The organism is Coriobacteriaceae bacterium, from assembly GCA_025993015.1.
Taxonomy (GTDB): Bacteria; Actinomycetota; Coriobacteriia; order Coriobacteriales; family Coriobacteriaceae; genus Collinsella.
On the sequence record DAJPFV010000001.1, the window covers coordinates 2,174,841 to 2,199,903 of the forward strand.

21 protein-coding genes are annotated in these 25,063 nt (G+C 60.8%); all 21 read left to right on the top strand.

The genetic code is table 11. The features are described 5' to 3' along the window. Positions 1–2: 2 nt before the first annotated feature. Positions 3–1,235, top strand: coding sequence for a radical SAM family heme chaperone HemW (gene hemW / locus OIL77_09490; GenBank protein ID HJI45633.1), 1,233 nt, complete (start codon positions 3–5; stop codon positions 1,233–1,235). Between the two features lie 58 nt (positions 1,236–1,293). Further along, the gene (locus OIL77_09495) at positions 1,294–2,397 is read left to right on the top strand and encodes a DnaJ domain-containing protein (protein HJI45634.1); all 1,104 of its coding nucleotides are present in this window, start codon (positions 1,294–1,296) and stop codon (positions 2,395–2,397) included. A gap of 81 nt (positions 2,398–2,478) precedes the next feature. Next, on the top strand, positions 2,479–3,627 hold the full coding sequence (gene dnaJ / locus OIL77_09500; protein HJI45635.1) for a molecular chaperone DnaJ: 1,149 nt from the start codon (positions 2,479–2,481) through the stop codon (positions 3,625–3,627). A gap of 9 nt (positions 3,628–3,636) precedes the next feature. Further along, positions 3,637–4,929: a MiaB/RimO family radical SAM methylthiotransferase gene (locus tag OIL77_09505; GenBank protein HJI45636.1), complete on the top strand. Its 1,293-nt coding sequence runs from the start codon at positions 3,637–3,639 to the stop codon at positions 4,927–4,929. Continuing rightward, the gene (locus tag OIL77_09510; protein HJI45637.1) at positions 4,910–5,896 is read left to right on the top strand and encodes a PhoH family protein; all 987 of its coding nucleotides are present in this window, start codon (positions 4,910–4,912) and stop codon (positions 5,894–5,896) included. The genes OIL77_09505 and OIL77_09510 overlap by 20 nt, the downstream gene beginning before the upstream one ends. After that, positions 5,893–6,402, top strand: a complete 510-nt coding sequence (gene ybeY / locus OIL77_09515) for an rRNA maturation RNase YbeY (protein ID HJI45638.1) — start codon at positions 5,893–5,895, stop codon at positions 6,400–6,402. The genes OIL77_09510 and ybeY overlap by 4 nt, the downstream gene beginning before the upstream one ends. Positions 6,403–6,411: 9 nt before the next feature. Further along, positions 6,412–6,789, top strand: coding sequence for a diacylglycerol kinase family protein (locus OIL77_09520; GenBank protein ID HJI45639.1), 378 nt, complete (start codon positions 6,412–6,414; stop codon positions 6,787–6,789). A 12-nt stretch (positions 6,790–6,801) separates the two neighbouring features. Continuing rightward, the gene (era, locus tag OIL77_09525; GenBank protein ID HJI45640.1) at positions 6,802–7,872 is read left to right on the top strand and encodes a GTPase Era; all 1,071 of its coding nucleotides are present in this window, start codon (positions 6,802–6,804) and stop codon (positions 7,870–7,872) included. A 15-nt stretch (positions 7,873–7,887) separates the two neighbouring features. Continuing rightward, positions 7,888–8,637, top strand: a complete 750-nt coding sequence (gene recO, locus OIL77_09530) for a DNA repair protein RecO (protein HJI45641.1) — start codon at positions 7,888–7,890, stop codon at positions 8,635–8,637. Between the two features lie 138 nt (positions 8,638–8,775). Then, complete coding sequence (gene rpsO / locus OIL77_09535) at positions 8,776–9,054, top strand: 30S ribosomal protein S15 (GenBank protein ID HJI45642.1); 279 nt, start codon at positions 8,776–8,778, stop codon at positions 9,052–9,054. 149 nt (positions 9,055–9,203) lie between these two features. Further along, positions 9,204–11,450 (top strand): polyribonucleotide nucleotidyltransferase, encoded by a 2,247-nt coding sequence (locus OIL77_09540; protein HJI45643.1) that lies wholly within the window; start codon positions 9,204–9,206, stop codon positions 11,448–11,450. A 639-nt stretch (positions 11,451–12,089) separates the two neighbouring features. Further along, positions 12,090–13,760 carry a ribonuclease J gene (locus tag OIL77_09545; GenBank protein HJI45644.1) on the top strand — a complete coding sequence of 557 codons (1,671 nt, stop codon included), beginning with the start codon at positions 12,090–12,092 and terminating at the stop codon, positions 13,758–13,760. 1 nt (position 13,761) lies between these two features. Beyond that, positions 13,762–16,542 carry a DNA translocase FtsK gene (locus OIL77_09550; GenBank protein ID HJI45645.1) on the top strand — a complete coding sequence of 927 codons (2,781 nt, stop codon included), beginning with the start codon at positions 13,762–13,764 and terminating at the stop codon, positions 16,540–16,542. Then, complete coding sequence (locus tag OIL77_09555; GenBank protein HJI45646.1) at positions 16,542–18,053, top strand: helix-turn-helix domain-containing protein; 1,512 nt, start codon at positions 16,542–16,544, stop codon at positions 18,051–18,053. Before OIL77_09550 ends, OIL77_09555 begins: the two co-directional genes overlap by 1 nt. 26 nt (positions 18,054–18,079) lie before the next feature. Then, positions 18,080–18,577 carry a YajQ family cyclic di-GMP-binding protein gene (locus OIL77_09560; protein ID HJI45647.1) on the top strand — a complete coding sequence of 166 codons (498 nt, stop codon included), beginning with the start codon at positions 18,080–18,082 and terminating at the stop codon, positions 18,575–18,577. Positions 18,578–18,604: 27 nt separating this feature from the next. After that, positions 18,605–19,954, top strand: coding sequence for a 30S ribosomal protein S12 methylthiotransferase RimO (gene rimO, locus OIL77_09565; GenBank protein ID HJI45648.1), 1,350 nt, complete (start codon positions 18,605–18,607; stop codon positions 19,952–19,954). A gap of 9 nt (positions 19,955–19,963) precedes the next feature. Then, the gene (gene pgsA, locus OIL77_09570) at positions 19,964–20,602 is read left to right on the top strand and encodes a CDP-diacylglycerol--glycerol-3-phosphate 3-phosphatidyltransferase (protein HJI45649.1); all 639 of its coding nucleotides are present in this window, start codon (positions 19,964–19,966) and stop codon (positions 20,600–20,602) included. 12 nt (positions 20,603–20,614) lie between these two features. Continuing rightward, positions 20,615–21,145 (top strand): CinA family protein, encoded by a 531-nt coding sequence (locus OIL77_09575; protein ID HJI45650.1) that lies wholly within the window; start codon positions 20,615–20,617, stop codon positions 21,143–21,145. Positions 21,146–21,468: 323 nt separating this feature from the next. Beyond that, entirely contained in the window at positions 21,469–22,551 is a 1,083-nt protein-coding gene (gene recA, locus OIL77_09580) for a recombinase RecA (protein HJI45651.1), read from the top strand. Between the two features lie 11 nt (positions 22,552–22,562). After that, a complete protein-coding gene (locus OIL77_09585) occupies positions 22,563–23,255 on the top strand; it encodes a recombination regulator RecX (GenBank protein ID HJI45652.1) in 693 nt (230 codons plus the stop codon). 257 nt (positions 23,256–23,512) lie between these two features. After that, positions 23,513–25,063: a ribonuclease Y gene (gene rny / locus OIL77_09590; GenBank protein ID HJI45653.1), complete on the top strand. Its 1,551-nt coding sequence runs from the start codon at positions 23,513–23,515 to the stop codon at positions 25,061–25,063.

A 25,063-nucleotide genomic window follows, 5' to 3' on the forward strand; every position in this document is an offset into this window, starting at 1 on the left:
CGGTGGCCGTTACCGCGCTGTACGTGCACGTGCCGTTTTGCGCTCAAAAGTGCCGGTACTGCGACTTTGACTCGCGCAGCTTTGCTGCGTGTGATTTGGATGCCGCGCTTGATTCCTATTTTGAGCAGTTGTATGCGCGCCTCGATTCCTTTGGCGACGCCGGGGCGCTTGCGCAGGTCCGCACGGTCTATACTGGCGGCGGCACGCCATCGCTGGCAGGGGAGCGCCTGGTGGAACTTGCCCGGCGTATCTCCATGTGGTGCAAACCCGTTGAATTTACTTGCGAAGCCAATCCTGAGTCCCTGACCGCTGAGCTCGCCACCGCGCTTGCCGAGGCGGGTGTCACGCGCATCTCTCTGGGCGTGCAAACCCTCGACAATACCGAGCTGGCTGCTATTGGCCGCATTCACGATGCCAATCGGGCACTTGCGGCTATCGCGACGGTGAAGGACGCTGGCCTCGATGCGTCGTGCGACCTGATGTGCGGCCTTCCCGGGCAGACGGCCGCAAGCTGGCGGAGCACGCTCGATGGCGTGCTGGCGGCGGCGCCGCATCATGTATCGGTGTACCCGCTCACGCTCGAGGAGGGCACACCACTCTATCGCATGGCATGCCGTGACGAGTCGCTTGAGCCCGATGAGGATTTCCAGGCCGCATGCATGGACGTTGCGCGCCAGCGGCTGAGTTCGGCCGGCTACCATCCGTATGAGGTGGCGAGCTACGCGCTCGATGGGCATGAATGTGCCCATAATATCGCCTACTGGACTGGTCGGGGCTACCTGGGCCTGGGTCGTTCTGCCGCGGGCATGCTCGACGACGAGGATTTCGACCGCTTGGCTGGACTGTTTCCCGGCGTGGCTCCCCGTGGTGACTTTCACCGCGTGCGTTTGGTACAACGCGACGATGCCGCGACGATGTTTGATGCCGAGTATCTGTCGCGGCGCGAGGCGGCGGCCGAGGACCTGATGCTCGCTTGTCGCATGACGCGCGGTTTTGATTCCGACCTGTTGGTTCGCGCGTCTCGTGTCATCCCTGCCGATGAACTGGCAGCGGCTTGTGATCGCGCTCTTGAGCTTGGGCTTGCCACTTGGGTGCCCGAGCACGGTGATACCCATGCGAGGCCTATCGCCTCTGTCGATGTCATCGCTGGCCGCACCTGTGCCCGTCTGGCGCCGACCCATCTGGGCTGGCTCGATGGAAATGTTCTGTTCGAGCTGTTTTGGGATCTAGCTTAGGCCGCTCGGGTAGAATTACCGCAATATATACGCTGCTGTGAGCAGGAGGTTGCCGCGCATGGCGACGATGAACGAAAAAGATTACTACGAGATTTTGGGTGTCTCCAAGGACGCCACCTCGCGTGATATACAGAAAGCCTTCCAGCAAAAGGCCCGCAAGCTCCATCCGGACGTCAACAAAGAACCGGATGCCGAGGAAAAGTTCAAAGAGGTTTCCGAGGCCTATGCTGTGCTTTCGGACGAGCAGAAGCGTGCGCGCTACGACGCCATGCGCTCGGGCAATCCCTTTGCCGGCGCTCCCACGGCTTCGCCCTATGGCGGCGGTTACGCCGGCAGCGCGGGCTACGGCAATCCCTTTGAGGGCGGCTTTCCCTTTGGTGGCGCCTGGGGTCAGCCGCGTCGCGGGCAGGCTGCCTATAATCCCGAGAACGGCGCCAACGTGGTCGTCGATATTAAGCTCGACGCCAAGGAGGCCAAGGGCGGTGCCCGCAAGACCGTCCGCTATACGCGCTTCGATACCTGTGGTCACTGCGGCGGTTCGGGCTCTGTTTCGTCCGAGCATGCACATACCTGTCCGAGCTGCGGCGGTCGCGGCCACATCGATGTCGACCTGTCCTTTCTGTTTGGTGCCGGCACGTTCCAGTCTGTCTGCCCTGAGTGCGGTGGCTCCGGTAAGGTCGTCGCCGACCCCTGTCCCGATTGCGGCGGCAGCGGGCGAACCCGTGTGGCCTCCGAGCAGACGATTGAGTTTCCCACCGGCACGCACGATGGCGACGAGGTCCGTATTGGCGGCATGGGTCACGCCGGCACCAACGGCGCCTCTGGCGGTGATCTGGTCGGTCGGGCCCATGTTGAAGCCGAGCGCTTGGAAGGCAAAGCTCGTACCGGTTTTTACCTGATGGGCATCGTAGCGCCGTTTTTGGTACTTTCGGCCATCTCGGGTGTGTTCTCGGCCTTTGCCGTGATGTGCTTTATTCCGTTTACCATGGGCCTGTTCATGGTGCTTTCGGACGGTGTGCTTCATCGCAGCCTGCTGTGGTGGAAGCGCGGTGCGATGCAGTTTGCCAACGGTTTTGCCAATGGCTTCATGTTCGCGCTCGTGTCGGTTTGGTTCGCAAGCTGCTCGCAACGGGCCATGCTTTCGCCGTACCAAATGCAATAACATCAAACCCTCTGTTTGCGGTCGGCCCTGCTTGGGTATAGGACGCACTGTGACAATAATGAAAGTCGGAAGGATTCGGTCGTGTCGGAAAATAGGGATTACTACGAGGTGCTTGGCGTCGACAGGGATGCCGACGCGCGGACGATTAAGCGTGCGTTTCTAAAGAAGGCCCGTACCGTACATCCGGATGTTTCGGACGACCCCGAGGCCGAGGCCAAGTTCAAGGAGCTCAACGAGGCCTATTCCGTTCTTTCCGATGAGCAGAAGCGTGCTAACTACGACCGTTACGGCACTGCCGACGGCCCTGGTGGTTCGGGCTACGTCGATATCAACGATATCTTTGGTGGCATGGGCATGGACGACTTGTTCTCGTCGTTCTTTGGCGGCGGTGCCGGCGGTGGCGCCCGCAGCCGTCGTGAGCGTCGTCGCGGACGAGACATGGCCATCTCGCTTTCGGTGACGCTCGAGGAGGCGGCGCTCGGCTGCAAAAAGACAATCAGCTATGACCGCCTTGCTCCTTGCGAGGACTGCAATGGCACCGGTAGGGCAGAGGGCGCACAGGAAAAGCAGTGCGGCCGCTGCCACGGTACGGGCTACGTCACGACGGTTCAGCGTTCGTTCCTGGGTCAGGTTCAGTCTTCCTCGCCTTGCCCCGACTGCCATGGCGAGGGCACGATTATCGATCATCCCTGCGAGACCTGCGACGGTCAAGGCCGCACGCCTTCGCACGAAAAGATCGACATCGATATTCCCGCCGGCGTTTCGACCGGTCGCCAGCTGCGCGTGAGCGGCTTTGGCGAGGCCGGCCTTCGCGGCGAGCCTTCGGGCGACCTGATTGTCAACGTGCGCGTTGCCGACCATGAGCGCTTTAAGCGCAACGGGGACGACCTGTACCTGGTGAGCGATATCTCGATTGCGCAGGCTGCGCTCGGCTGCGAGATCGAGGTCGAGGGCATTATGCCCGACGAGGTCGTTAAGGTGACGGTTCCCGCCGGCGCCCAGTACGGCGACACCGTGAGCGTCAATAATTACGGCATGCCGCGCATTGGCGGTGGCGGTTCGCGTGGCCGCCTGATCGTGCAACTGCGCGTGGTCGTTCCCACCAATCTTTCCAATAAGCAGCGCGAGCTGCTCCGTGCTTTTGCCGATGAGATGGGCGATGACGTCGCTTCCGGTAAGAAGTCGGTGACCGACCGTATCAAGAGTGCCCTCGACGATATCCTCGATTAAGGAGCCCGCGTGCTCGCACCCCATATTTCCGTCGTCAACCTCGGCTGCCGTGTCAACCGGGTTGAGTCTGACCGTATCACTGCCGATCTTATGCGCTTGGGCTTTGCTATTGTGGAGCCCCAGGATGCCGATCTGATCGTCATTAACACTTGTGCCGTTACGGGCGAGGCCGAGGCCAAGACCCGTAAGGCCGTCCGTCATGCGCTGGCCCATCCAAACGAGCCCTATGTGGTCGTGACCGGATGCGTGGTCAATTTGCATCCCGAGGAGCTGTCGGAGCTTTCGGATCGCGTGATTGCCGAGCCGTCCAAGATAGATGTCGCCGAACGTGTCTGCGAGGTGCTGGGTGTTGAGTCCGATAGCGTTCCCGCCTGCAGCGATGGCGAGGTGGTCGATGCGCTCGGTCGCTCTCGCCTGGGCGTGAAGATTCAGGATGGCTGCAACCATCGCTGCACCTATTGCATTGTGTGGAAGGCGCGCGGCCCCGAGCGCTCCGTGCCCGTCGAGTCCGTGCTCGAGCAAGTTCGCGAGGCCCAGGAGGCCGGCGTGCCCGAGGTGGTGCTGACCGGTGTGAACCTGGGTGCCTACGATGGCAAGAGCGCGACCGACGAGCACGTCGAAATCGATGAGCTGCTCGAGGCCATCATGGAGCGCACGTCTATTCCGCATGTGCGCATTTCCTCGGTCGAGCCCATGGATATCTCCGAGCGCCTGCTTAAGGTTATGGCGCGCTTTCCGCAGCGTATCGCCCCGTTTTTGCACCTGCCCGTGCAGTCCGGCTGCACGGCGACCCTGCATCGCATGGGCCGTCCCTATAGTGCGGAGGCCTTTGAGGACACGGTGCGTATGATTCGCGCCAATCTGCCGCAGGCGTCACTTTCTTGCGACGTTATTGTCGGCTTCCCTGGCGAGACGGACGAGGAGTTCGAGGAGTCGCTGGCGCTGTGCCGCCGTGTGGGTTTCTCGCGTATGCACGTGTTCCGCTACAGCAAGCGTCCCGGTACCCTTGCTGCCGACATGCCCGACCAGGTTCCGCCCGAGGTTATGGCCGAGCGCAGCCGCCGTATGCGGGCCGCTGCACAGGAGCTCGCTATTGCCGACGCTCGCCGTCGCGTGGGCACGGTCGAGCGTGCCGTGCTCGAGTATGGCGACAACCTGACGCTCGGCTCGTTCCATCATGCCCGTCTTGACGATACCTGTGGACTTACAGCCCCGTGCCTGCTCGATGTTGCTATCATCGGAGTCGATGATTCCGGCTTGGTCCATGCACGCAGGGAGGTTCATGGAAGCCTCGAAGATTAGACTTACCGTTCCCGAGGGGATTGATCCCTCGCGCGTTTTGGGCGCCGGCGACGGCGTCCTTCGTGCGCTCGAGAGTTTGGTTCGCGCTCATGTGGTCGCCCGTGGCGATAGCATCTCCGTGAGCGGCGACCCGGACGAGGTCGAACTCGTGGTGCGCTTTTTCGAGCACGCTTTTTGCGAGGCGGCCGCCGGGCGCACGCTGTCTGCCGACGATGTCTCTCGCTGCCTGGCCGTCTTGCGCGACGGTGAGCACGAGGCTACGTCGCTTCGCGATGACGTGCTGCTTTCGTATCGCGGCCGCGTCATTCGCCCCAAGACGCTCGGCCAAAAGCGCTATGTGGATGCCATCCGCACGCATACCATCACGTTTGGCCTGGGTCCTGCCGGCACCGGTAAGACCTATCTGGCCATGGCGCTCGCCGTTGCCGCGCTCAAGCGTCACGAGGTGGGCCGTCTGATCTTGACGCGTCCGGTTGTCGAGGCGGGGGAGAATCTGGGCTTTTTGCCCGGCACCCTCGAGGAAAAGATCGATCCCTACATGCGTCCGCTTTACGACGCCCTTTTTGACATGATGGATCGCGAGCGCACCGATGAGCTTATGGAGCGCGGCGTGATCGAGATCGCCCCGCTTGCCTACATGCGCGGCCGCACGCTGAGTGATGCCTTCGTGGTGCTCGACGAGGCACAAAATACCACGCCCGAGCAGATGAAGATGTTCCTGACGCGCCTGGGCTTCAACTCCAAGTTCGTGATTACCGGCGACCTGAGCCAGCGTGACCTGGTGGGTCGTCGCGGCGGTCTTGCCGACGTTGAGCAGATTTTGGGCCGTGTCGACGATGTCGCATTTTCTCACCTCGAGCGTGCCGACGTGGTGCGCCATGCCTTGGTGGGGCGTATCGTCGAGGCATACGATGCTTATGATGATGTGCGCGAGAAACGCGTACGTGACCGAAAGGAGTCCCGTTGAGTGTATTGATCAGCAACGATGCCGAGCTCGATACGCTGCTCGACGCGCAGGAGGTAGAGCACATCTGCGAGGTCGTGCTTGCCGCCGAGGGCGTTGAACGTGAAGTCGAGATTTCCCTTTCGTATGTCGACGAGGACGAGATGCACGAGCTCAACCACGAGTGGCGCGGTATCGACCGCACCACCGATGTGCTCTCGTTTGAGTGCGATTCGGCCTTTGACGATGACATTCCCGCCGATGAGACGCTCGAGCTCGGCGATATTATCTTGGCCCCGCAGGTTATTGCCCGTCAGGCCCCCGGTTTTGGCAATAGCCCTGCTGACGAGTGCCGTCTGATGCTCGTACACGGCATGCTGCACCTGCTGGGCTATGACCACATCGAGGACGACGAGGCCGAGGTCATGGAGGCCCGCGAGGACGCCATCCTGCGCGATCTGGCGCTCGAGCGCGGCGAGGACCCCAAGCTAGTCCATGTCGGCCCCATCACCAACCACGCCCACGACTAGGAGCCGTCTATGATTCCCGGATCGAACAAGGACCATCCGTCCTTCTTAAAGTCGTTTTCCTACGCCATGGAGGGCTTCGTCACCGCCGTCAAGACCGAGCGCAACATTAAGGTCATGCTCGTTGCGGGCGTGTGCACCGTCATTGCCGGCTGCGTCGTGGGGCTCGACATTGCCGAGTGGGCCACGATTATCATCTGTTGCGGCCTGGTGATTTACGGCGAGCTGTGCAACACCGCTATGGAGGCTATCGTCGACCTAGCGACCCAGGAGCTCCATCCGCTGGCCAAGCGTGCGAAGGACATCGCCGCCGCCTCTGTATACATTCTTTCCATCACCGCCGCGATTGTGGGCGTGCTGGTATTTGCCCACGCGCTCGGCTTTATTTAGAAAGGGATTCCCATGTCCGACAATATGCAGTCTGCCGATGAAGTTTTGGATGACGAGGTCCTGGACGAGGCTGAAGGTGCCGATTCGTTTGACGAGGCCGAGGAGTTCGACCCGTTTGAGGGCATGAGCGATGAGGAGCTCGACGCCCTGTGCGACGAGGACGACAACCTCGCGGGCTTTGGCGACGTGGAGCCCGGTTTCCGCAGCGGCTTCGTGGCCCTTGTCGGCCGCCCCAACGCCGGCAAGTCCACGCTGCTCAACGCCTGCTATGGCAAAAAGGTCGCCATCACCTCGCCGGTGGCCCAGACGACCCGCCGTCGCATGCGCGCCGTCGTCAATCGTCCTGGCTACCAGCTGGTTTTTGTCGATACCCCGGGTATCCATAAGCCTAAGGACGGTCTGGGGTCCGAGCTCAACAAGAGCGCGCTGTTCGAGCTGAACGATGTCGATGTCGTCGCGTTTTTGATTGATGCCACCAAGCCGATCGGCAGGGGAGACGCCTGGGTTGCCGAGCGCGTCAAGAATGCCCGTTCCAAGAAGGTTCTGGTGCTCACCAAGGCCGATGAAGCCGACCCTGCACAGGTTATGGAGCAGCTTAAGGCCGCCCACGAGCTCATGGAATATGACGATGAGATCGTGACGTCGTCGGTCAAGAACTTCAACGTCGATGCCTTCATCGAGACCGTTGCGCACTTTTTGCCCGAGGGTCCGCGTTGGTTCCCCGAGGACATGGGTACCGACGCTTCCGATGAGACGCTCGTTGCCGAGTTTGTGCGCGAGAAGGTCTTGCGCCGCACCCGTGATGAGATTCCGCACTCCGTTGGCGTGATCTGCGATGCGCTCGAGCAGACCAAGAAGGTGCTGCGCGTGCACGCCACCATTTACGTTGAGCGTGAGGGCCAAAAGGGCATCATCATCGGCAAGGGCGGCGAGATGATCAAGCATATCGGTATCGACGCCCGTCGCGATCTTGAGCGCATCTTTGGCACGCAGGTCTTTTTGGAGCTGGACGTGAAGGTCAAGGCCGGCTGGCGTGACGACGAGGCCCAGATTCGCCGCTTTGGCTACAACGCCGAGGACTAAGGACGCGCGGCGCGCATGGCAGGCTCCCGGACATATCGCACCAAGGTGCTCGTCCTCGACAAGACGAAGCTCAAAGAGACCGACCTGATCCTGACGATGCTTGACGAGCGGGGACGGCAGGTTCGTGCAGTGGCAAAGGGCGCCCGCAAACCCGGTGGGCGCCTGGCTGCGCGCTGCGAGCTGTTCTGTACCGTCGATATGCTGCTCGCACATGGACGGTCACTCGACGTGGTTTCTCAGGCCGAGCTTATGGAGGCGCCGCTCGGCGCTGCGCCCGATTACGAGACGACCTGCGCCGCAAGCGCGATCGCCGAGGTCGCGCGCGTGTGCTCGTTCGAGGACGCCGAGGACCCGTTTACCTTTGCCATAACGCAGCGAGCGCTTGCGCTGGTGGGCAGCGGGCTTGACACGGCACATATGGACCTACTTGTGGCGGCATATGTCTTTAAGCTGCTATCGCACGTTGGCTATCGTCCCGATTTTTCGGCCTGCGTGCTGTGCGGAGACCCCATGCTGTCGTATTTTTCGCCCCAGGCGGGCGGTCTCATGTGCGGGTCGTGCGCGTCGAGCGTTCCGGGTGCCGAGCTGGTGTCGGCCGGTGAGGTCGCGTGGCTGCGCGCCCTCATGTCCATGACCTTCGATGCGCTCATGGCCGAGAAAATTGACCCGCATACGGCGGCGTTCTTGCTCGGGCTTTCGCATGTGTGGGCGGCGACGCACACCGACCAGCGCCTCCGTGCGATGGAATTCATGTTGGGTCGGTGATGATGCGCAGGCGCGGGCTGCTTGTGGTAACATAACGACCTGTTGGTACCTCGACCTTGGTTGCTCGCTCCACCGGCGGCTTCCCAGTCCGAGGCGAATCGAGTCGCCCGTGGGCGACGTAAAACGAAAGGTGAAACAATGACTGTTTCCAAAGAGCGCAAGGCGGAGCTGACTGCCCAGTTCGGTAACACCCCGGTCGACACCGGCAACCCCAAGGTTCAGGTCGCCATTCTGTCCGAGCGCATCAAGGAGCTGACCGAGCACATGAAGTCCCACCAGAAGGACTTCCACACCCGTCGTGGCCTGCTCATGCTCGTCGGCCGTCGTCGTCGTCTTCTCTCCTACATCAAGAAGAACGACATCGTCGAGTACCGTGAGCTCATCAAGGCTCTGGGCATCCGCGACAACATCCAGTAGGATTTGTACATGCTAAGAGCGTCCTGCGCAGCGGGGCGCTCTTTTTGTGTAAGGGCGTGAACAATCACGCTCTGAAGCGTGGCGGGGGCAGGGGGCCCGCGTCACATGAGAAGCCCGCAGGCAAGGGGCCTGTGGGGTAAAGGAGAACAATGACACTCGTATCCAAGACCTTTGAGCTGTACGGCAAGACCTACACCTTTGAGTCCGGCGAGCTTGCCAAGCAGGCTACCGGCGCGTGCCTGGTTAAGCAGGGCGACACCACGATGCTCGACACCGTGGTCGTCTCCAAGGAGCGCAAGAACTACGACTTCTTCCCGCTGACCGTCGACTTCAACGAGAAGATGTACGCAGCTGGCCGCATCCCGGGTGGCTACCTCAAGCGTGAGGGCCGTCCCAGTGAGAAGGCCACGCTCACGGCCCGCATGATCGATCGCCCGATTCGCCCGAGCTTCCCGGATGGCTTCCGCAACGAGGTGCACATCGTCGCCACCTCGCTCGTCGCCGACCAGGTCAACCCCTTCGATGTCATCAACGTCATGGGTGCATCCCTGGCCATGACGCTCGGCGGCGTGCCCTTCGAGGGCCCGCTTGCCTGCGTGCGCATCGGCCGCAACGTGGAGACCGGCGAGTTTATCGTCAACCCCACCTATGAGGAGCGCGAGAACTCCGATCTGGACTTGGAGCTGGGCGGATCCGCCGACTTCATCTCGATGGTCGAGGCCGGCGCCGAGGAGATCTCCGAGGACGACATGCTCGCCGCCATGAAGTTTGGCCAGGAGGCCCTTGCCGCTTTCTGCCAGGCTCAGGACGAGTTTGTCGCCGAGTGGGAGCAGGTCAACGGCCCCATCGTCAAGAAGGAGTACCCGCTCGACCAGCCCGTCGAGGAGGTCCAGGAGCGCATCTTCGCCCACTACGACGAGATGGCAGCCGCCCTTCGTGACGCCGACAAACTCTCTCGTATCGGTAAGGTCGAGGCTCTGAAGGAGTCCATCCGCGCCGAGTTCACCGAGGAGGAGCAGGCCGCTTGGGAGCGCGAGATCCCCGTGGCGCTCAAGAAGCTCGAGAAGAAGGCCATGCGCACCATGGTCGTCGAGACCGGCGAGCGCGTCGACGGCCGTGCCGCCGATGAGATCCGCCCCATCATGGTGAAGGACAACTACCTGCCGCTCGTTCACGGCTCCGGCCTGTTCCAGCGTGGCCAGACCCAGGTGCTTTCCGTCCTGTCGCTCGGCATGCTCAACGAGGGCCAGCGTCTGGATACCATCGAGCCCACCGAGGGCAAGCGCTACATGCACCACTATAACTTCCCGCCGTTCTGCACCGGCGAGACCGGCCGTATGGGCAGCCCCAAGCGCCGCGAGATCGGCCACGGCAACCTTGCCGAGCGCGCCCTGCTTCCGGTGCTCCCCGACGAGAACGAGTTCCCCTACGCCATCCGCGTCGTCTCCGAGGTCATGGAGTCCAACGGCTCCTCTTCGATGGCTTCGACCTGCGGCTCCACGCTCGCCCTTATGGACGGCGGCGTGCCCATTAAGCGCCCGGTCTCCGGTATCGCCATGGGCCTGATCCAGGAGGAGGGCAAGACCGTGGTCCTGTCCGACATCCAGGGTCTCGAGGACTTCCTGGGCGACATGGACTTTAAGGTCACCGGCACCACCGAGGGCATCACCGCCCTGCAGATGGACAACAAGGCCACCGGCCTTACCTTTGACATCCTGGCCCGCGCCCTGCAGCAGGCCAAGGAGGGTCGTGCGTACATCCTGCAGAAGATGCTCGATGTGATCCCCGAGCCGCGCCACACCACGCGCAGCACCGCCCCGCGCATCGTCTCCATCCAGGTCCCGACCGACAAGATCCGCGACGTCATCGGTTCCGGCGGCAAGGTCATCCGCGGCATCCAGGACGAGACCGGCGCTTCGGTCGACATCCAGGAGGACGGCACCGTCTTTGTCGGCGGCACCGGCGAGTCCGTCGACCAGGCCGTCGAGCGCATCAAGCTCATCATCAAGGTTCCCGAGCCGGGCGAGGAGTACACCGGTCGCGTTGTCTCCATCCAGCCGTTCGGCGCCTTCGTGAACCTGCTGCCCGGTAAGGACGGCCTGCTGCACATCTCCCGCGTCGCCAAGGGCCGCGTGGAGAAGGTCGAGGACGTCCTCAATGTGGGCGACGAGGTCAAGGTCGTCGTCATCGAAGTCGATGACCGCGGCAAGATTTCGCTCGATCGTCTGGATAAGCCCGAGGCCCCGGCTCGCGCCGAGGGTGCCTCAGAGGGCGACGGCGAGCACTTCCAGCGCCGTGAGCGTCCGCGTCGCGAGCGCTCCGAGCGCAGCGACCGTCCGCGCCGTCCCGGCGACAACGGAGGCCGCAAGCCCCGCCGTCACCACGACGCCGAGTAATAGCTACACATAAGCAGCTCAACAAGGGCGACTCCGTACAGGGGTCGCCCTTTTGCTTGCGCCCGGGAGGGCCGCATATGAAGTTTCCTGCTCTACAGTCCTGCGCAAGACGGAAAGCACATTAAGTGCTTTCCTTTGCGTGCGGAACTCGCGATAAACTTCATATACGGCCCTCCCGGGTGTAAGCAAAAGGGCTGGTTAATGCCGCTCGCTATTTAGTTAGACGGTCTATTCAGTAGTCAGATTTCAGATCTGTAGATAGCCGCAGCAGCATCTTCCAGATAAAACCGACCAAAATAAACCTGTCTTGTTTTGGCAGGTTTCCCGTGGGGCGGGCACTGATGAAGTTTATCGCGAGTTCCGCACGAACAGGAGGCCACTTAATGTGGCCTCCGTCGTGAGCAGGACTGTAGAGCAGGAAACTTCATCAGTGCCCGCCCCACGGGAAACCGACGGGATAGACGGGTTCAGATGGGGCTTTGATGCATGGGTGGTCTGTTGGTGGGCAAATGGGTATCATACTGTGGTTACTGCGTCGACTCTGTGATGCATGTTTGTACGTTCCCGGCGGTCGGTTTGCCAGAAGCGCCCCGTCGGTTGTTCCAGACCCGTTTCGAAGAAAGGAAACAGCACTCACCTATGGCAGCTAAAAAATCATCTCCCTTGAAGATCATCCCGCTTGGCGGCCTTGACGGTATCGGCAAGAACATGACGGTCTTCGAGTGCGGCGACGACATGGTACTCGTCGACGCTGGCCTCATGTTCCCCGACGACTCCCAGCCCGGTATCGACCTGGTGCTTCCTGACTACACCTACGTTCTTGAAAACGAGGAGAAGCTCCGCGGTATCGTCGTCACCCACGGCCACGAGGACCACACCGGTTCGCTTCCGTACCTGCTGCAGGACCTCAACAACAAGGTGCCCATCTTCTCGAGCAAGCTGACGCTTGGCTTTATCGAGGGCAAGCTTTCTGAGTTCCGCATTCGCGCACCCAAGTTCCGCGAGGTCAAGGGCGGCAGCCATGTCAACCTCGGTGGCATCTCGCTCGACTTCTTCTCGATGACGCACTCCATCCCCGGCGCTCTGGGCGTGTTCATCCGCACCAATCAGGGCACCGTTATGCACACCGGCGACTTTAAGCTCGACCAGACGCCCATCGACGGCGTCACGCCCGACTATGCCGCTATCAGCCGCTTTGCCAAGCAGGGCATCGATCTGCTGCTTTCCGACTCCACCAATGCCACGGTTCCCGGCTTTACCAAGTCCGAGGCCGAGGTTGGTCCCAACTTGCTGCACGCCATCAAGAACGCCCCGGGTCGCGTGTTCGTCGCGTCGTTCTCGAGCCATATCCATCGCCTGCAGCAGATCTGCGATGCCGCCCGCAAGTGCGGCCGTAAGGTCGTTGTGACCGGTCGCTCCATGCTCACCAACACCCGCGTTGCGCGCGAGCTGGGCTACCTCAACATCGACGATGCCGATATCATCGATGCCTTCGATATCGATAACCTGCCCGACGACAAGATCGTCGTCATGTGCACCGGTTCGCAGGGCGAGCCGCTGTCGGCCCTGTCCCGCATGGCCAACGGAGAGCACAAGACGCTCTCCATCCACGAGGGCGATACCGTCATCCTCTCGGCAACTCCTGTTCCCGGCAACGAGAAGGCCGTCCAGCAGGTCGTCAACAGCCTGGCCAAGCTCGGTTGCGACGTGTGGGATAAGAACCGCGCTCTTGTCCACGTCTCGGGCCACGGTAGCCAGGAGGAGCTCAAGCTCCTGATGGCCATGGCCAAGCCCACGTACTTTATGCCGGTTCACGGTGAAGCCGTGCATCTGCGCGCCCATGCCCAGCTGGCTCGCAAGATGGGCATCAAGGACGATCATATCTTTATCCTCGATAACGGCGACACGCTCGAGATGCGCGGCGGTATCGTCAAACGCGGTACGCCCGTCGAGTCCGGCGTCGTCTACGTCGACGGCCTGCGTATCGGCGATACCGACCCCATTGTCCTGCGCGATCGCCAGAAGCTCGCCAACGACGGCATGGTCACGGCCGTTGCTATCGTCTCGCTCAAGCACAAGAAGATCGAGGCCATCGAGTTCTCGGGCCGCGGCGTCTCGTTTGCCATCGACGACCAGTTCTCCGAGGATGCCTCCGCGTCCATTATGAAGACGATCGAGAAGGGCAAGTTTAGCTTTACGAGCAGCGGCTCCGATGCCATTCGCAAGGCCGTGCGCGATTCGCTCTCCAACTTTATTTGGAGCCGTACGCGCACCCGTCCGATGATCATCCCGGTCGTCATGGAGGTTTAGTTTGGCGCGCGGATCTGCACAAAACGCCAAAGGCAATAAGGCCAATAACCAACCGGCATCTGCTAAGGGTGCCGGTTCCCATCTGCGTGCCAATAAGGGCCACGAGGCCGACTTCGACGATTTTGAGCCCCTGGTCGAGCCCTCGGCCAACCGCGATATCGCCGGCGTGGTCATCGCCGTTTTGGCGATTGCGTCCTTCATTGCCGTGATTTCGCCGGCGACCGCACCCGTTACGGCTGCGGTTGCCGGTTTCTACCACCTGGGCTTTGGTCTGGGCGCCTACGTGCTGCCGATCGTCATTTTGCTGTTTGCCGCCACGCTCTTTTTAGGTGAGGACTCGCCGCTCAACGCGCGCTCGGTCGCGGGCGGAGCCGTGGTCTTTATCGCCGTTGTCTCCATTCTTTCTCTGATGGCGCCGGGTACGAGCGACTCGTGTGACCTTATGTTCACGCCGCAAAATCTGTCCGCCTCGGGTGGCTACATCGGTGCGTTTATTGCGAGTGCGCTGCAAAATGCCCTGGGTAAGCCTATCGCGATGGTAGTCCTGCTGGGCCTTGTCGTCGTGGGCTTGGTCATCATTGGCTTTTCGGTGGGCGGCGTTTTGCGCTCTGCCCGCGACCGTGCGGCAGATTTTGCCGAGCGCCGTCGTGCCGACGTCAACGCGAGTCCGTGGGGTGACGACGAAGCTCTGTCGGTGCCCGGCGTTGCCCGTCCGCACCTGAGCATTCTTCGTCAAAAGGGTTCCGATGCTGCCGTGACCATGGTCATGGGCAACGATGCGGACCCGGTTTTGGACGATGACGACGAGGATGAGGATCCGTTTGTCGACGTGTCCGATGCCGTGGAGGCCGAGCGCGCTAAGACGACGCTGCTACCACGCCGTCATGCCAAGAAGGGCAAGACGGTTCCCAAGCTCAATACGAGTGAGCCCGACCCGTCTTGGTCCGAGAGCGAGATTGAGCTCACCGAGGGCGATGACGAGGACGACGAGGCTCCGATTGAGATCGCAAAGACAACTTTGCTGCCGCGTCGCCATGCAAAGCGCGACCAGGTAACCGGTCAGCTTTCGATGGAAGACGACCCCGATAAGATCGACGAGTCCGAGCCGCCGTTTGCCGTGAATCCTGTCTCGGCAGCACCTCAGATCCCCGACTTCTTGAAGCATCCCAAGGTTGCCGATGCGCCTGCCTTGAGTGCTGTCGAATCGGCTGCGGCTAGCGATGGGGGAGCGGACGGCGGCGCCGCAGATAACGAGGGCGAAGAAGAGGACGGCCTCAAACTTCCGCCGCTCGAGATTCTGCATGCCAACCCGCAGTCGGCTTCCTCCGCGTCTTCTGACAAGGAGCTGGAACAGACTGCCGAGTCGCTTCAGTCCACCTTGCTGGAGTTTGGTCGTAGTGCCCGCGTGGTCGGCTGGATCGCCGGCCCCACGGTGACGACCTTTAAGCTGCAACCTGGCGAGGGCGAGCGCGTGAGCAAGATTTCGAGCCTCGAGGACGATATCGCGCTATCGCTTGCTGCCCAGTCGGTGCGTATCTTTGCCCCGATCCCCGGCACCTCGCTCGTGGGCATCGAGATTCCCAACCGCAAGCGCCAGAACGTCAACCTGGGCGACGTGTTGCCCTATGTGAAGGGCGGTCCGCTCGAGCTTGCCATCGGCCGCGATGCCGAGGGTACGCCGGTCGTCGCCGACCTCGCCAAGATGCCCCACCTGCTGATCGCCGGTACCACGGGTTCTGGTAAGTCGGTCATGATCAACTCCATCATCACGACTCTGCTCATGCGCGCTCTCCCCGAGGACGTTCGCCTGATCATGGTCGACCCCAAGCGCGTCGAGCTTGCGGGCTATAACGGTCTGCCGCATCTCTATGTGCCCGTGGTGACCGAGCCCAAGCAGGCCGCGAGCGCTCTGCAATGGGCCGTGTCCGAGATGGAGCGACGCCTGAAGGTCTTCGAGCGTCTCAACGTGCGTAAGATCTCGACCTACAACGAAAAGCAGGCCGCCGGCGAGTTTGAGCATTACGACAATCCGCCGCAAAAGATGCCCTACCTGGTCATCATCATTGACGAGCTCTCGGACCTAATGATGGTTGCCGGTAAGGATGTCGAGGCCTCGATCGTGCGTATCGCCCAGCTGGGCCGTGCCGCCGGAATTCACCTCATCGTGGCTACGCAGCGTCCGAGCTCCAACGTGGTGACGGGCCTTATCAAGGCCAACATCACCAACCGTATCGCCTTTAACGTCGCTACGGGTATCGACTCGCGCGTCATCATCGACCAGATGGGTGCCGAAAAGCTCACTGGTTTGGGCGACATGCTGTTCTCAAAGGTCGACTGGGGCAAGCCTCGCCGTATCCAGGGCTGCTTTGTCTCGGATGACGAAATCAACGAGATTGTCGAGTTCGTCAAGTCGCAGAGCGAGCCCGACTACCACGAGGAGATCCTGTCTGCCGTGGCGCCCGCTTCCATGTCCATGGCGGGTGGCGGCGGCATTGTCCGCACCGGAGTCGCCGAGCCGCAAGACGATGACCCACTCATTTGGGAAGCCGCCCATATTGTGGTGGAATCGCAGCTTGGCTCCACATCTGGCCTGCAACGTCGTCTGAAGGTTGGCTATGCACGTGCCGGGCGTATTATGGACATGCTGGAAGAAAAGGGTGTCGTCGGACCGCCCGACGGTTCCAAGCCGCGCGAGGTCCTGTTGGACGAGGAGGGGCTTGCCGCGCTGGAATCTGTCGACGCCGAGATGGCACGTGAAGATCGTGAGTTTGGAGGATTCTGATGGCTGCACGCTTTGGTGACATGCTGCTCGAGCAGCGTCGCCGAATGGGCCTTTCCATTCAGCAGGTCGCCAACACCATCAAAATCAGGCCGCAGATCATCGAGTTTTTCGAGACCGGTAACTTTGCTTCGATGCCGCCGCGCGGCTATGCGCAGGGCATGATTTCGAGCTATGCTCGCTTTTTGGGCCTCAATCCGCGTGAGGTCGTCAATGCCTACTTTGACGACCTTATGGCATACGAACGCGAGACGTCGCAGCAGGGCGGTCGTTTTCAGGACGCCGCCGGCTACGTCAATTCGCGTTCCTCGGTCGATAACGGGCGCTTCCTGATGGTTCAGGGCGGTCGTTCGACCCGCTATGGACAGCGTCCTCAGCAGGCAGGTTATATTACCGAGACGGGTTCGGGCGAGGAGATTCGCTCACAGCGTGACCGGTTCCGCAGTACGCCGATGCCCGAGGACCGTGCACTTCCCGCTGCCCGAGGCGTGGCGCGTGACCCTCGTGCCGGCTACGGCGACGGCGGCTATTCCGATCGCGGTTACCGTGGTGCCTCTACGGGACGCTCTCGCGGTGGCTATGCGGATGCCGATACCACGCAGGTGACGCCGCGTCTTCGCTCTCAATCACAGCCGTATGGCCAGCGCTCTTCGGCTCCGCGTTCGGGTCAGCGTGGCTATCAAGGCCGCGGTGAACTTGCGCCCCGCTCGGGTCAGCGCAGCCTTCAGGGCCAGGGTGGCTATCGCGGCCGTTCCGATAGCAATCGTGGTCGTATGCCTCAGGGAGGCGGCCGCAGCAGTTCCAATCGTGGACGCGGCGGATCACGTACTCCTCAAAACAACGGGCTCGATCCACGTATCGTCTACGCCGGCATCGGTGCCGTTGCGCTGCTGTTGATTGTGCTCATCGTGGTGCTTCTGCGCGGCTGCGCATCTTCGGCGCCCGAGACCACGCCCGAGACGCTCACTGCTACCAAGACGACGACCAAGAAGTCTTCTAAGAAGACCGAAACGGTCGACGAGGACGAAGACACCGATGAGGCGACGGATGAGTCGACTGACTCGGACGCTACCAAGACGACGGCCAAGAAGGAAGAGAACGAGGTCACGAAGGTCAAAGTCTCCGTTGCCAAGGGAAAGACCGCGTGGATTGAGGTCAAGGTCGACGGCAAGTCGGTCTATGGCGCCCAAGCGACTGGCCCCTTTGAGCAGGAGTACACGCCCGAGTCCTCGATCGAGATCACCACGTCCAAGCCTTCCGATGTCACCGTTACCAAGAACGGTGAAAAGGTCCGTTACGATACCAAGACCTCGGGCGTGGCGCGTGTGACGATCACCGTTCCCAAGAAGGAGACGACTGATTCCGAGAATGGTGAAAGTTCTGATGGTACCGACACCACCGATGGTGCCGATACCACCGACGTTACCGATGCCCAGTCCACGGATGGCGCCGATACCGCAACTGACGATCAGACACCCACCGATTCTACCGACTATTCGTACGATAGCTACTAAGCCGCTCGTACGCGAAAGGAAACATCATGGCTAAAGATTCCAGCTTCGACGTCGTGTCCGAGGTCAACATGCAAGAGGTCGACAACGCCTTCCAGCAGACCACGCGCGAGATTTCCCAGCGCTATGACCTTAAGGATTCCGGCGCCACGATCGAGCTTTCGAAGGGCGACAAACTCTTTACGATCAGCGCCCCGGCTGACTTTGTCTCTAAGCAGATTATCGACGTGCTGAGCTCCAAGCTCATCAAGCGCGGCATCGACCTCAAGGCTGTCTCGTGGGATGCTCCGCAGGCGGCGTCGGGCGGCACCGTGCGCGTGCTCGGCCATATCGTCGAGGGTATCGACCAGGCGACCGCCAAGAAGATCAACAAGGACATCAAGGACCAAAAATTCAAGGTCAAGGTGACCATCGAGGCCGACAAGCTGCGTGTTTCCTCTGCTTCGAAGGACGCGTTGCAGACCGTGATTCAGTTCCTGCGCGACCAGGATTACGGCCAGCCGCTACAGTTCACCAACTACCGCTAATATCATTCGAAAGGACCGCTCTCCAACATGGATACACCGTTGGGCTCCGTGCTCTACATCACCCTCGGGTGCGCTAAGAACGAGGTTGACACCGACCGCATGCGTTCTCTTTTGACCGCCGCAGGCTACGAGGAGGCATTCGACCCGCAGGATGCCGATATCGCCATCGTCAATACATGCTCGTTCCTCGCCTCCGCAACGTCCGAGAGCATCGAGACCACGCTCGAGCTCGCCAATGAGGTTCAGGACGGCGTTCGTTCTTGCCCCATCGTCATGTGCGGCTGTGTGCCGTCGCGCTATGGCGACGACCTGCCCGACGAGCTGCCCGAGGTCGCTGCCTTTGTGAAGGCCGACGAGGAGGACGGCATCGTGGCGGTCATCGATGGCGTGCTGGGTGTCGAGCGTGAAATCGCGGCCTATATCCCTCAGGTCAAGCGTACCGTCGAGGGTGCCGTTGCCTACGTCAAGATTTCCGATGGCTGCAATCGTTTTTGCAGCTTCTGCATGATCCCCTACATTCGCGGTCGCTATCATTCGCGCAATGCCGAGAGCATTATCTCCGAGGTGCGCGACCTGGTTGCTGGCGGTGTGCGCGAGATTGTGCTGATCGGCCAGGACACGGGCATTTGGGGTACCGACTTTGCCGACGAGGACGCCGCCGAGGGCTCGCCGCGCAATCTGGCGCAGCTACTGCGTGCCGTCGCCGAGGCCGTGCGCCCGCACAACGTCTGGGTCCGCGTTCTCTATCTGCAGCCCGAGGGCATGACTGACGAACTCATCGAGACGATTCGCGATACGCCCGAGGTGCTGCCCTATATCGATATCCCCGTGCAGCACTGCGACGCGCGCATTCTCAAGGCCATGCGTCGCTCCGGTTCGCGCCAGGAGCTCGAGGATCTGTTCCGCGACCTTCGCGAGCGCATCCCCGGCATCGTGATTCGTTCCACGGCCATGGTCGGCTTCCCGACCGAGACCGACGACGAGTTCCGCGACCTTATCGACTTTATGGACACCGTCGGCTTTGACTACACGAGTGTCTTTGCCTACTCTCGTGAGGAAGGCAGCCTGGCCGCTAAGATGGAGGGTCAGGTCGACGAAGAAGTCAAGCTCGAGCGCGCCCAGGAGGCCATGGACCTGGCCGAGTCGCTCGGTTTTGCCGCCACCGCCGCACATGTGGGCGAGCGCGCCCAGGTGATCGTCGACGGTATCGAAGAAACCGAGGACGGCGCCGAGCTGATCGGCCATGCCTGGTTCCAGGCGCCCGATTCCGATGGCGCGGTCCACTTGGACGCCAGTGAGGCGTCCGTGGGCGATATTCTGACTGTCGAGTTTACCGATAGCTTCTGCTATGAGCTTATCGGCCATGTTGTGGAGTAGGAGAGCATCGTGGCAAACGAGAGCAATAAGGAACTGACGAGTGTTTGGACGCCCGCCAACATCGTGACGTGCGTTCGCATCGTCTTTATCCCGGTGTTCATGATCGTGTCGGCGCTTTCTCACACGAGTGTTGCCGGTACGGATTGGAGCACCTTCGACGGCCCGCTCGCCGCCGCTGCCTTCATTCTGTATGTGATCCTGTCGTGCACCGATAAGGTCGACGGTTATCTGGCGCGTTCGCGCAACGAGATCACCGACTTCGGTAAATTCTTGGACCCCATCGCCGATAAGCTGCTCGTGTTCTCGGCCCTGCTGCTGTTCTTGGATTTTGGCGCGGTGACCGTGTGGTCGGTGTTCATCATCCTGTTCCGTGAGCTGCTGGTGAGCGCCCTTCGCATGGTTGCGAGTGCGGCCGGTGTGGTCGTTGCGGCCGATAAGCTCGGCAAGTACAAGACAGCGACTACGATGGTTTCCATCTGCGGCTATCTGTGCGTCTTTGCGTTGTCTGGCCTTAACCTGGCCCCGGTGGCGCTGACGCTCGGTATCTATGGCGTCTCACGCTTCCTGTACGCCGTGGCCGTTATCCTGACCGTTATCTCGGGCGCTCAGTACTTCTGGAACTGCCGCAAGATCGTCTTTTCGGTCTAGGTCCTGGTAGGCATGACGGAATCATTTGAGCAGATTGCCGCGCATAACGAAGAGCTCGCACGCGATATTGTCGAGCGCGCGAGCGCTCGGGGCGTGACGGTTTCGACGGCTGAGTCGCTGACGGCGGGTATGATCGCCTCGACGATTGCGGATATCCCAGGCGCCTCGGCGGTGCTGCGTGGCGGTGCGGTGACCTACTGCGATGAGATCAAGCATCGCGTGTTGGGTGTTGAGCGGGAGACGCTCGACCGCTATACCGCGGTGTCGCATCAGACCGCGCGCGAGATGGCTGTGGGTTCGCTGGAGCTGTACCAGAGTGATATTGCAGTGAGCGCAACGGGTTATGCCGGCCCCGGCGGTGGCACTGAGGACGATCCGGCGGGCACTTTCTATATTGGCTGGGCGTATCGCGCGGCTGATGGGAAAGTGCCAGTCGTGGACTCTGTGCGCTGCCACTATGAGGGCGACCGTTCGTGTGTTCGTGCCCATGCGGTCGCGGAGGCATTGGGTCGAATTGTCCTTGTGCTCATCTCTATGGAATAGACGTGTTTTAAGGGGCCTTAGTGCCCCTTAATTGTGGAGATAGGGACCTCAGAAGAATTTAGCGTTTGTGCTGGTCATAGGTGTATTTTTGCCTGCCTTATTCTTATTTGGCCCTTTATGGTCAAGCATTTGGTCAGTGTTTGGTCGGCGTTTGGTTGGGTTTTGGAAAAGTCGGCTGCATATGATTTATCTGAACGGTTGACCACGAACAGCCGTTCGTTTATTATCGATGCATGTTGTTAAGAGGAGGGCTATTCATGGCCAAGAATTCAGGTCCCGTACGTACCGTTCATGCTCGCACGACGGGTAAAGAGCGCGATGAGATGATCGCCACCACCAAGGCCGAGATCGAGAAGAAATTCGGCCAGGGTTCCATCATGAGGTACGGCGACGGTGGCCCCGAGCTCGAGGTCGAGGCCATCCCTACGGGCGCTCTGGCACTCGATGCCGCTCTGGGTATCGGCGGTGTGCCACGCGGCCGAATCGTCGAGATCTACGGTCCCGAGTCCTCCGGTAAGACGACGCTTTCGCTCGAGATCTTGGCCGAGGCCCAGGCAATGGGTGGCGTTGTTGCATTTATCGATGCCGAGCACGCGCTCGATCCCACGTATGCCGCGCGCATCGGCGTGGATATCGACGAGGTGCTCATTTCCCAGCCCGATACGGGCGAGCAAGCGCTCGAGATTGTTGACATGCTCGTGCGTTCCGGCGCCATCGATGCCATCGTCGTCGACTCCGTCGCCGCGCTGACCCCGCGTGCCGAGATCGAGGGAGAGATCGGCGATACCACGGTCGGCTTGCAAGCTCGCCTGATGAGCCAGGCGCTCCGCAAGCTCGCCGGCTCGCTGTCCAAGTCCAACACGACGTGCATCTTCATTAACCAGCTGCGTGAGAAGATCGGCGTCATGTTCGGTAACCCCGAGACTACGACGGGCGGCCGCGCCCTTAAGTTCTTCTCTTCGGTGCGTATCGACATTCGCCGCATCGACAGCATTAAGCTTAAGGACGAGGTTATAGGTAACCGCGTGCGCGCCAAGGTCGTTAAGAACAAGGTGGCAGCTCCGTTCCGTTCTGCTGAGTTCGACATCATGTATGGTACGGGCATCTCTAAGGAGGGCTCGATTCTGGACATGGCTGTCGAGTGCGGCATCTGCAAGAAGATGGGCTCCTGGTTTGCCTATGGCGAGGACAAGCTCGGCAACGGTCGCGAGGCCGCTAAGGCGTTCCTGCGCGAACACCCCGATTGCGCTGACGAGATTGAGCATAAGGTCCGCCTTGCCTGCGGGCTTGAGTTTGATGACGATGCTCCGTCCGAGGTCGAGCTGACCGATCAGCCTGCGCCTGAGGAGTTTGATGAGCTTTACGCCATCGATGGCTCTGCCATGCTCGATGATGACGACGAGTAACGGATTCGCGTATGTCGTATACGGTGACCGAGGCCACGGTCGTCTTTCCCGATAAGAAGGCGGCCTCCTCGTTCTCGAGCGGGTATGCGTCTAAAAAGCCCTGCGCGCATATCGATTGTGAGCTTGAGGGCGGTTTTGAGCGGTCCATTTGGATTCCCGTGCGGGTCGCGCGCCTGTATGTCAAAAACCGCCCCGATCTTCCCTGCGATTGGGACAACTTGCGTGAGGCTGTGCAGCTCGTCGAGCGTAAATGTGCACTTACCATGGTGACTGAGATGTTATCGCGCCGCGACCATGCGACGGGTGAGGTTCGTGACAAGCTGGCTCGCTACGGCTTTCACCAACCCGCGATCGATTTCGCCGTCGAGCGCGCCACCGAGTATCACTTTTTAGACGAGAACCGCTTTTGCTCGTACTTTATCGAGGAACGCAAGCGGTGCGGTTGGGGACAGCGCAAAATCGAGACCGAGCTCAAGCGTCGTCATGTCGTGCTCGATGACATTCCCGGTTATCCCGAGGATTATTTTGCCGTCGAAGACGATTTGGCGCGTGCGTCAGCCCTGCTCGCCAAGCGGCGTGTTCCAGAGACGCGCGGATTCGAAAAACTGGTTCGGTTTTTGATGGGCAAGGGCTTCTCGTATCACATCGCCGCCGATGCCGTTAAGGCACGTCTCGATGCCGAATGCGAGGAATGTGCGCTTTAGGCATATGCGTTTTGTGGTCCCGCCGTTCACCGCGTATTAGCCGCCGTACTGGGGCCATTTATTTGACAGTTGTTGTGGTTCAACGTACGATAAACACTGTCATTTGCTTTGTGATATGTGCTCATCTGTGATGAGTTTGTTTATATGTTTATCTGTATCCGACCCGCATAAGCTGCGCCCATATTACTCAAATGTCGCGAGCCGTTCATAAGGACGGTTCGCTTTGTTGTGTAACGAATCCATAAAAAGGAGTGAGCATGCCTATCATTGCAGCGCTCGTTGGCATCGTTTTGGGTGCCATCGCCGCCATTGCCTACATGCGCACCGCCAAGCAGGGTAGTCTTCACGAGGCCGACGAAAAGATCCAGTCGGCACACGCACAGGCTGAGTCCCTGATCGGTGATGCAAAGCGTCAGGCCGAGACCCTCAAAAAAGAGGCTCTGCTCGAGGCTAAAGAGGAGATCATCAAGAACAAGCAGGCCGCTGAGGCCGAGGACAAGCAGCGTAAGAGCGAGATTCGTACGCTCGAGAACCGCGTGATGCAGCGCGAGGAATCCCTCGATCGCCGCAACGACGCTCTCGACAAGCGTGAGCATCAGCTGTCCAGTCAGGCCGGTCAGGTCGAGAAGCGCTCCCGTGAGCTCGAGGAGCTCTGCGCAAAGCAGACCTCCGAGCTCGAGCGTATTGCCGACCTTACCCGCGAGGACGCCCACAAGGAGCTCCTTGATAAGGTTCGCGGCGAGGTCACCCACGAGGCCGCCACGATCATTCGCGAGTCCGAGCAGCAGGTTCGCGCCGAGTGCCACAAGACCGCCCAGGAGATTCTGTCCCTGGCTATTCAGCGCTGCGCTGCCGACCACACTGCCGAGGTCACCGTTACCTCCGTGCACATTCCCTCTGATGACCTCAAGGGCCGTATTATCGGTCGCGAGGGTCGCAACATCCGGACATTCGAGCAGGTTTCCGGCGTCAACCTCGTGATCGACGACACGCCCGAGACCGTCGTTCTTTCGAGCTTCGACCCGGTCCGTCGTGAGACCGCCCGTGTCGCCCTCGAGAACCTCATCGCCGACGGCCGCATTCATCCTGCCCGCATCGAGGAGATGTATCACAAGGCTGCCGATCTGGTTCAGCAGCGCGTGCGCGAGGCTGGCGAGCAGGCTGCCTTCGATACCGGCATCCATGATCTGCACCCCGAGATCGTCAAGACCCTTGGTGCCCTGCGCTACCGTACCTCGTTTGGTCAGAACGTGCTTCAGCACTCTCTCGAGGTCTCTGATCTGTGCGGCGTGATGGCTTCCGAGCTTGGCCTTGACGTTGTGACCGCCAAGCGCGCCGGCCTGCTGCATGACCTGGGCAAGGCAATCGACCACGACGTCGAGGGCCCGCATGCCGTCATCGGCGCCGAGCTTGCCCGCCGTTATGGCGAGAAGCCCGTTATCGTCCACGCTATCGAGGCTCACCATGCCGATGTCGACCCCAACACGGTGCTCGATGTCCTGGTACAGGCCGCCGATGCTGTCTCTGCTTCTCGCCCCGGTGCCCGTCGCGAGTCTGCCGAGAACTACATCAAGCGTCTTGAAAAGCTCGAGGAGATCGCCAACTCTCATGACGGCGTCGAGCGTACCTATGCCATGCAGGCTGGTCGCGAGGTCCACGTCATGGTTCAGCCGGACAAGATCTCTGATGCCCAGTCCACGGTCCTGGCTCACGATATCGCCCATCAGATCGAGGAAGAGATGGAGTATCCCGGTCAGGTGCGCGTCGTCGTGATTCGCGAGAGCCGCGCTGTCGATATTGCTAAATAA

What these genes read in the sequence shown, in the direction of transcription:
- OIL77_09520 (HJI45639.1), top strand. Translation starts at nt 6,412, where the DNA reads ATGATTCCCGGATCGAACAAGGACCATCCGTCCTTCTTAAAGTCGTTT.
- OIL77_09555 (HJI45646.1), top strand. Translation starts at nt 16,542, where the DNA reads ATGGCTGCACGCTTTGGTGACATGCTGCTCGAGCAGCGTCGCCGAATG.
- OIL77_09495 (HJI45634.1), top strand. Translation starts at nt 1,294, where the DNA reads ATGGCGACGATGAACGAAAAAGATTACTACGAGATTTTGGGTGTCTCC.
- era (HJI45640.1), top strand. Translation starts at nt 6,802, where the DNA reads ATGTCCGACAATATGCAGTCTGCCGATGAAGTTTTGGATGACGAGGTC.
- OIL77_09560 (HJI45647.1), top strand. Translation starts at nt 18,080, where the DNA reads ATGGCTAAAGATTCCAGCTTCGACGTCGTGTCCGAGGTCAACATGCAA.
- OIL77_09540 (HJI45643.1), top strand. Translation starts at nt 9,204, where the DNA reads ATGACACTCGTATCCAAGACCTTTGAGCTGTACGGCAAGACCTACACC.
- rny (HJI45653.1), top strand. Translation starts at nt 23,513, where the DNA reads ATGCCTATCATTGCAGCGCTCGTTGGCATCGTTTTGGGTGCCATCGCC.
- recO (HJI45641.1), top strand. Translation starts at nt 7,888, where the DNA reads ATGGCAGGCTCCCGGACATATCGCACCAAGGTGCTCGTCCTCGACAAG.
- rpsO (HJI45642.1), top strand. Translation starts at nt 8,776, where the DNA reads ATGACTGTTTCCAAAGAGCGCAAGGCGGAGCTGACTGCCCAGTTCGGT.
- rimO (HJI45648.1), top strand. Translation starts at nt 18,605, where the DNA reads ATGGATACACCGTTGGGCTCCGTGCTCTACATCACCCTCGGGTGCGCT.
- OIL77_09575 (HJI45650.1), top strand. Translation starts at nt 20,615, where the DNA reads ATGACGGAATCATTTGAGCAGATTGCCGCGCATAACGAAGAGCTCGCA.
- OIL77_09545 (HJI45644.1), top strand. Translation starts at nt 12,090, where the DNA reads ATGGCAGCTAAAAAATCATCTCCCTTGAAGATCATCCCGCTTGGCGGC.
- OIL77_09510 (HJI45637.1), top strand. Translation starts at nt 4,910, where the DNA reads ATGGAAGCCTCGAAGATTAGACTTACCGTTCCCGAGGGGATTGATCCC.
- OIL77_09585 (HJI45652.1), top strand. Translation starts at nt 22,563, where the DNA reads ATGTCGTATACGGTGACCGAGGCCACGGTCGTCTTTCCCGATAAGAAG.
- recA (HJI45651.1), top strand. Translation starts at nt 21,469, where the DNA reads ATGATCGCCACCACCAAGGCCGAGATCGAGAAGAAATTCGGCCAGGGT.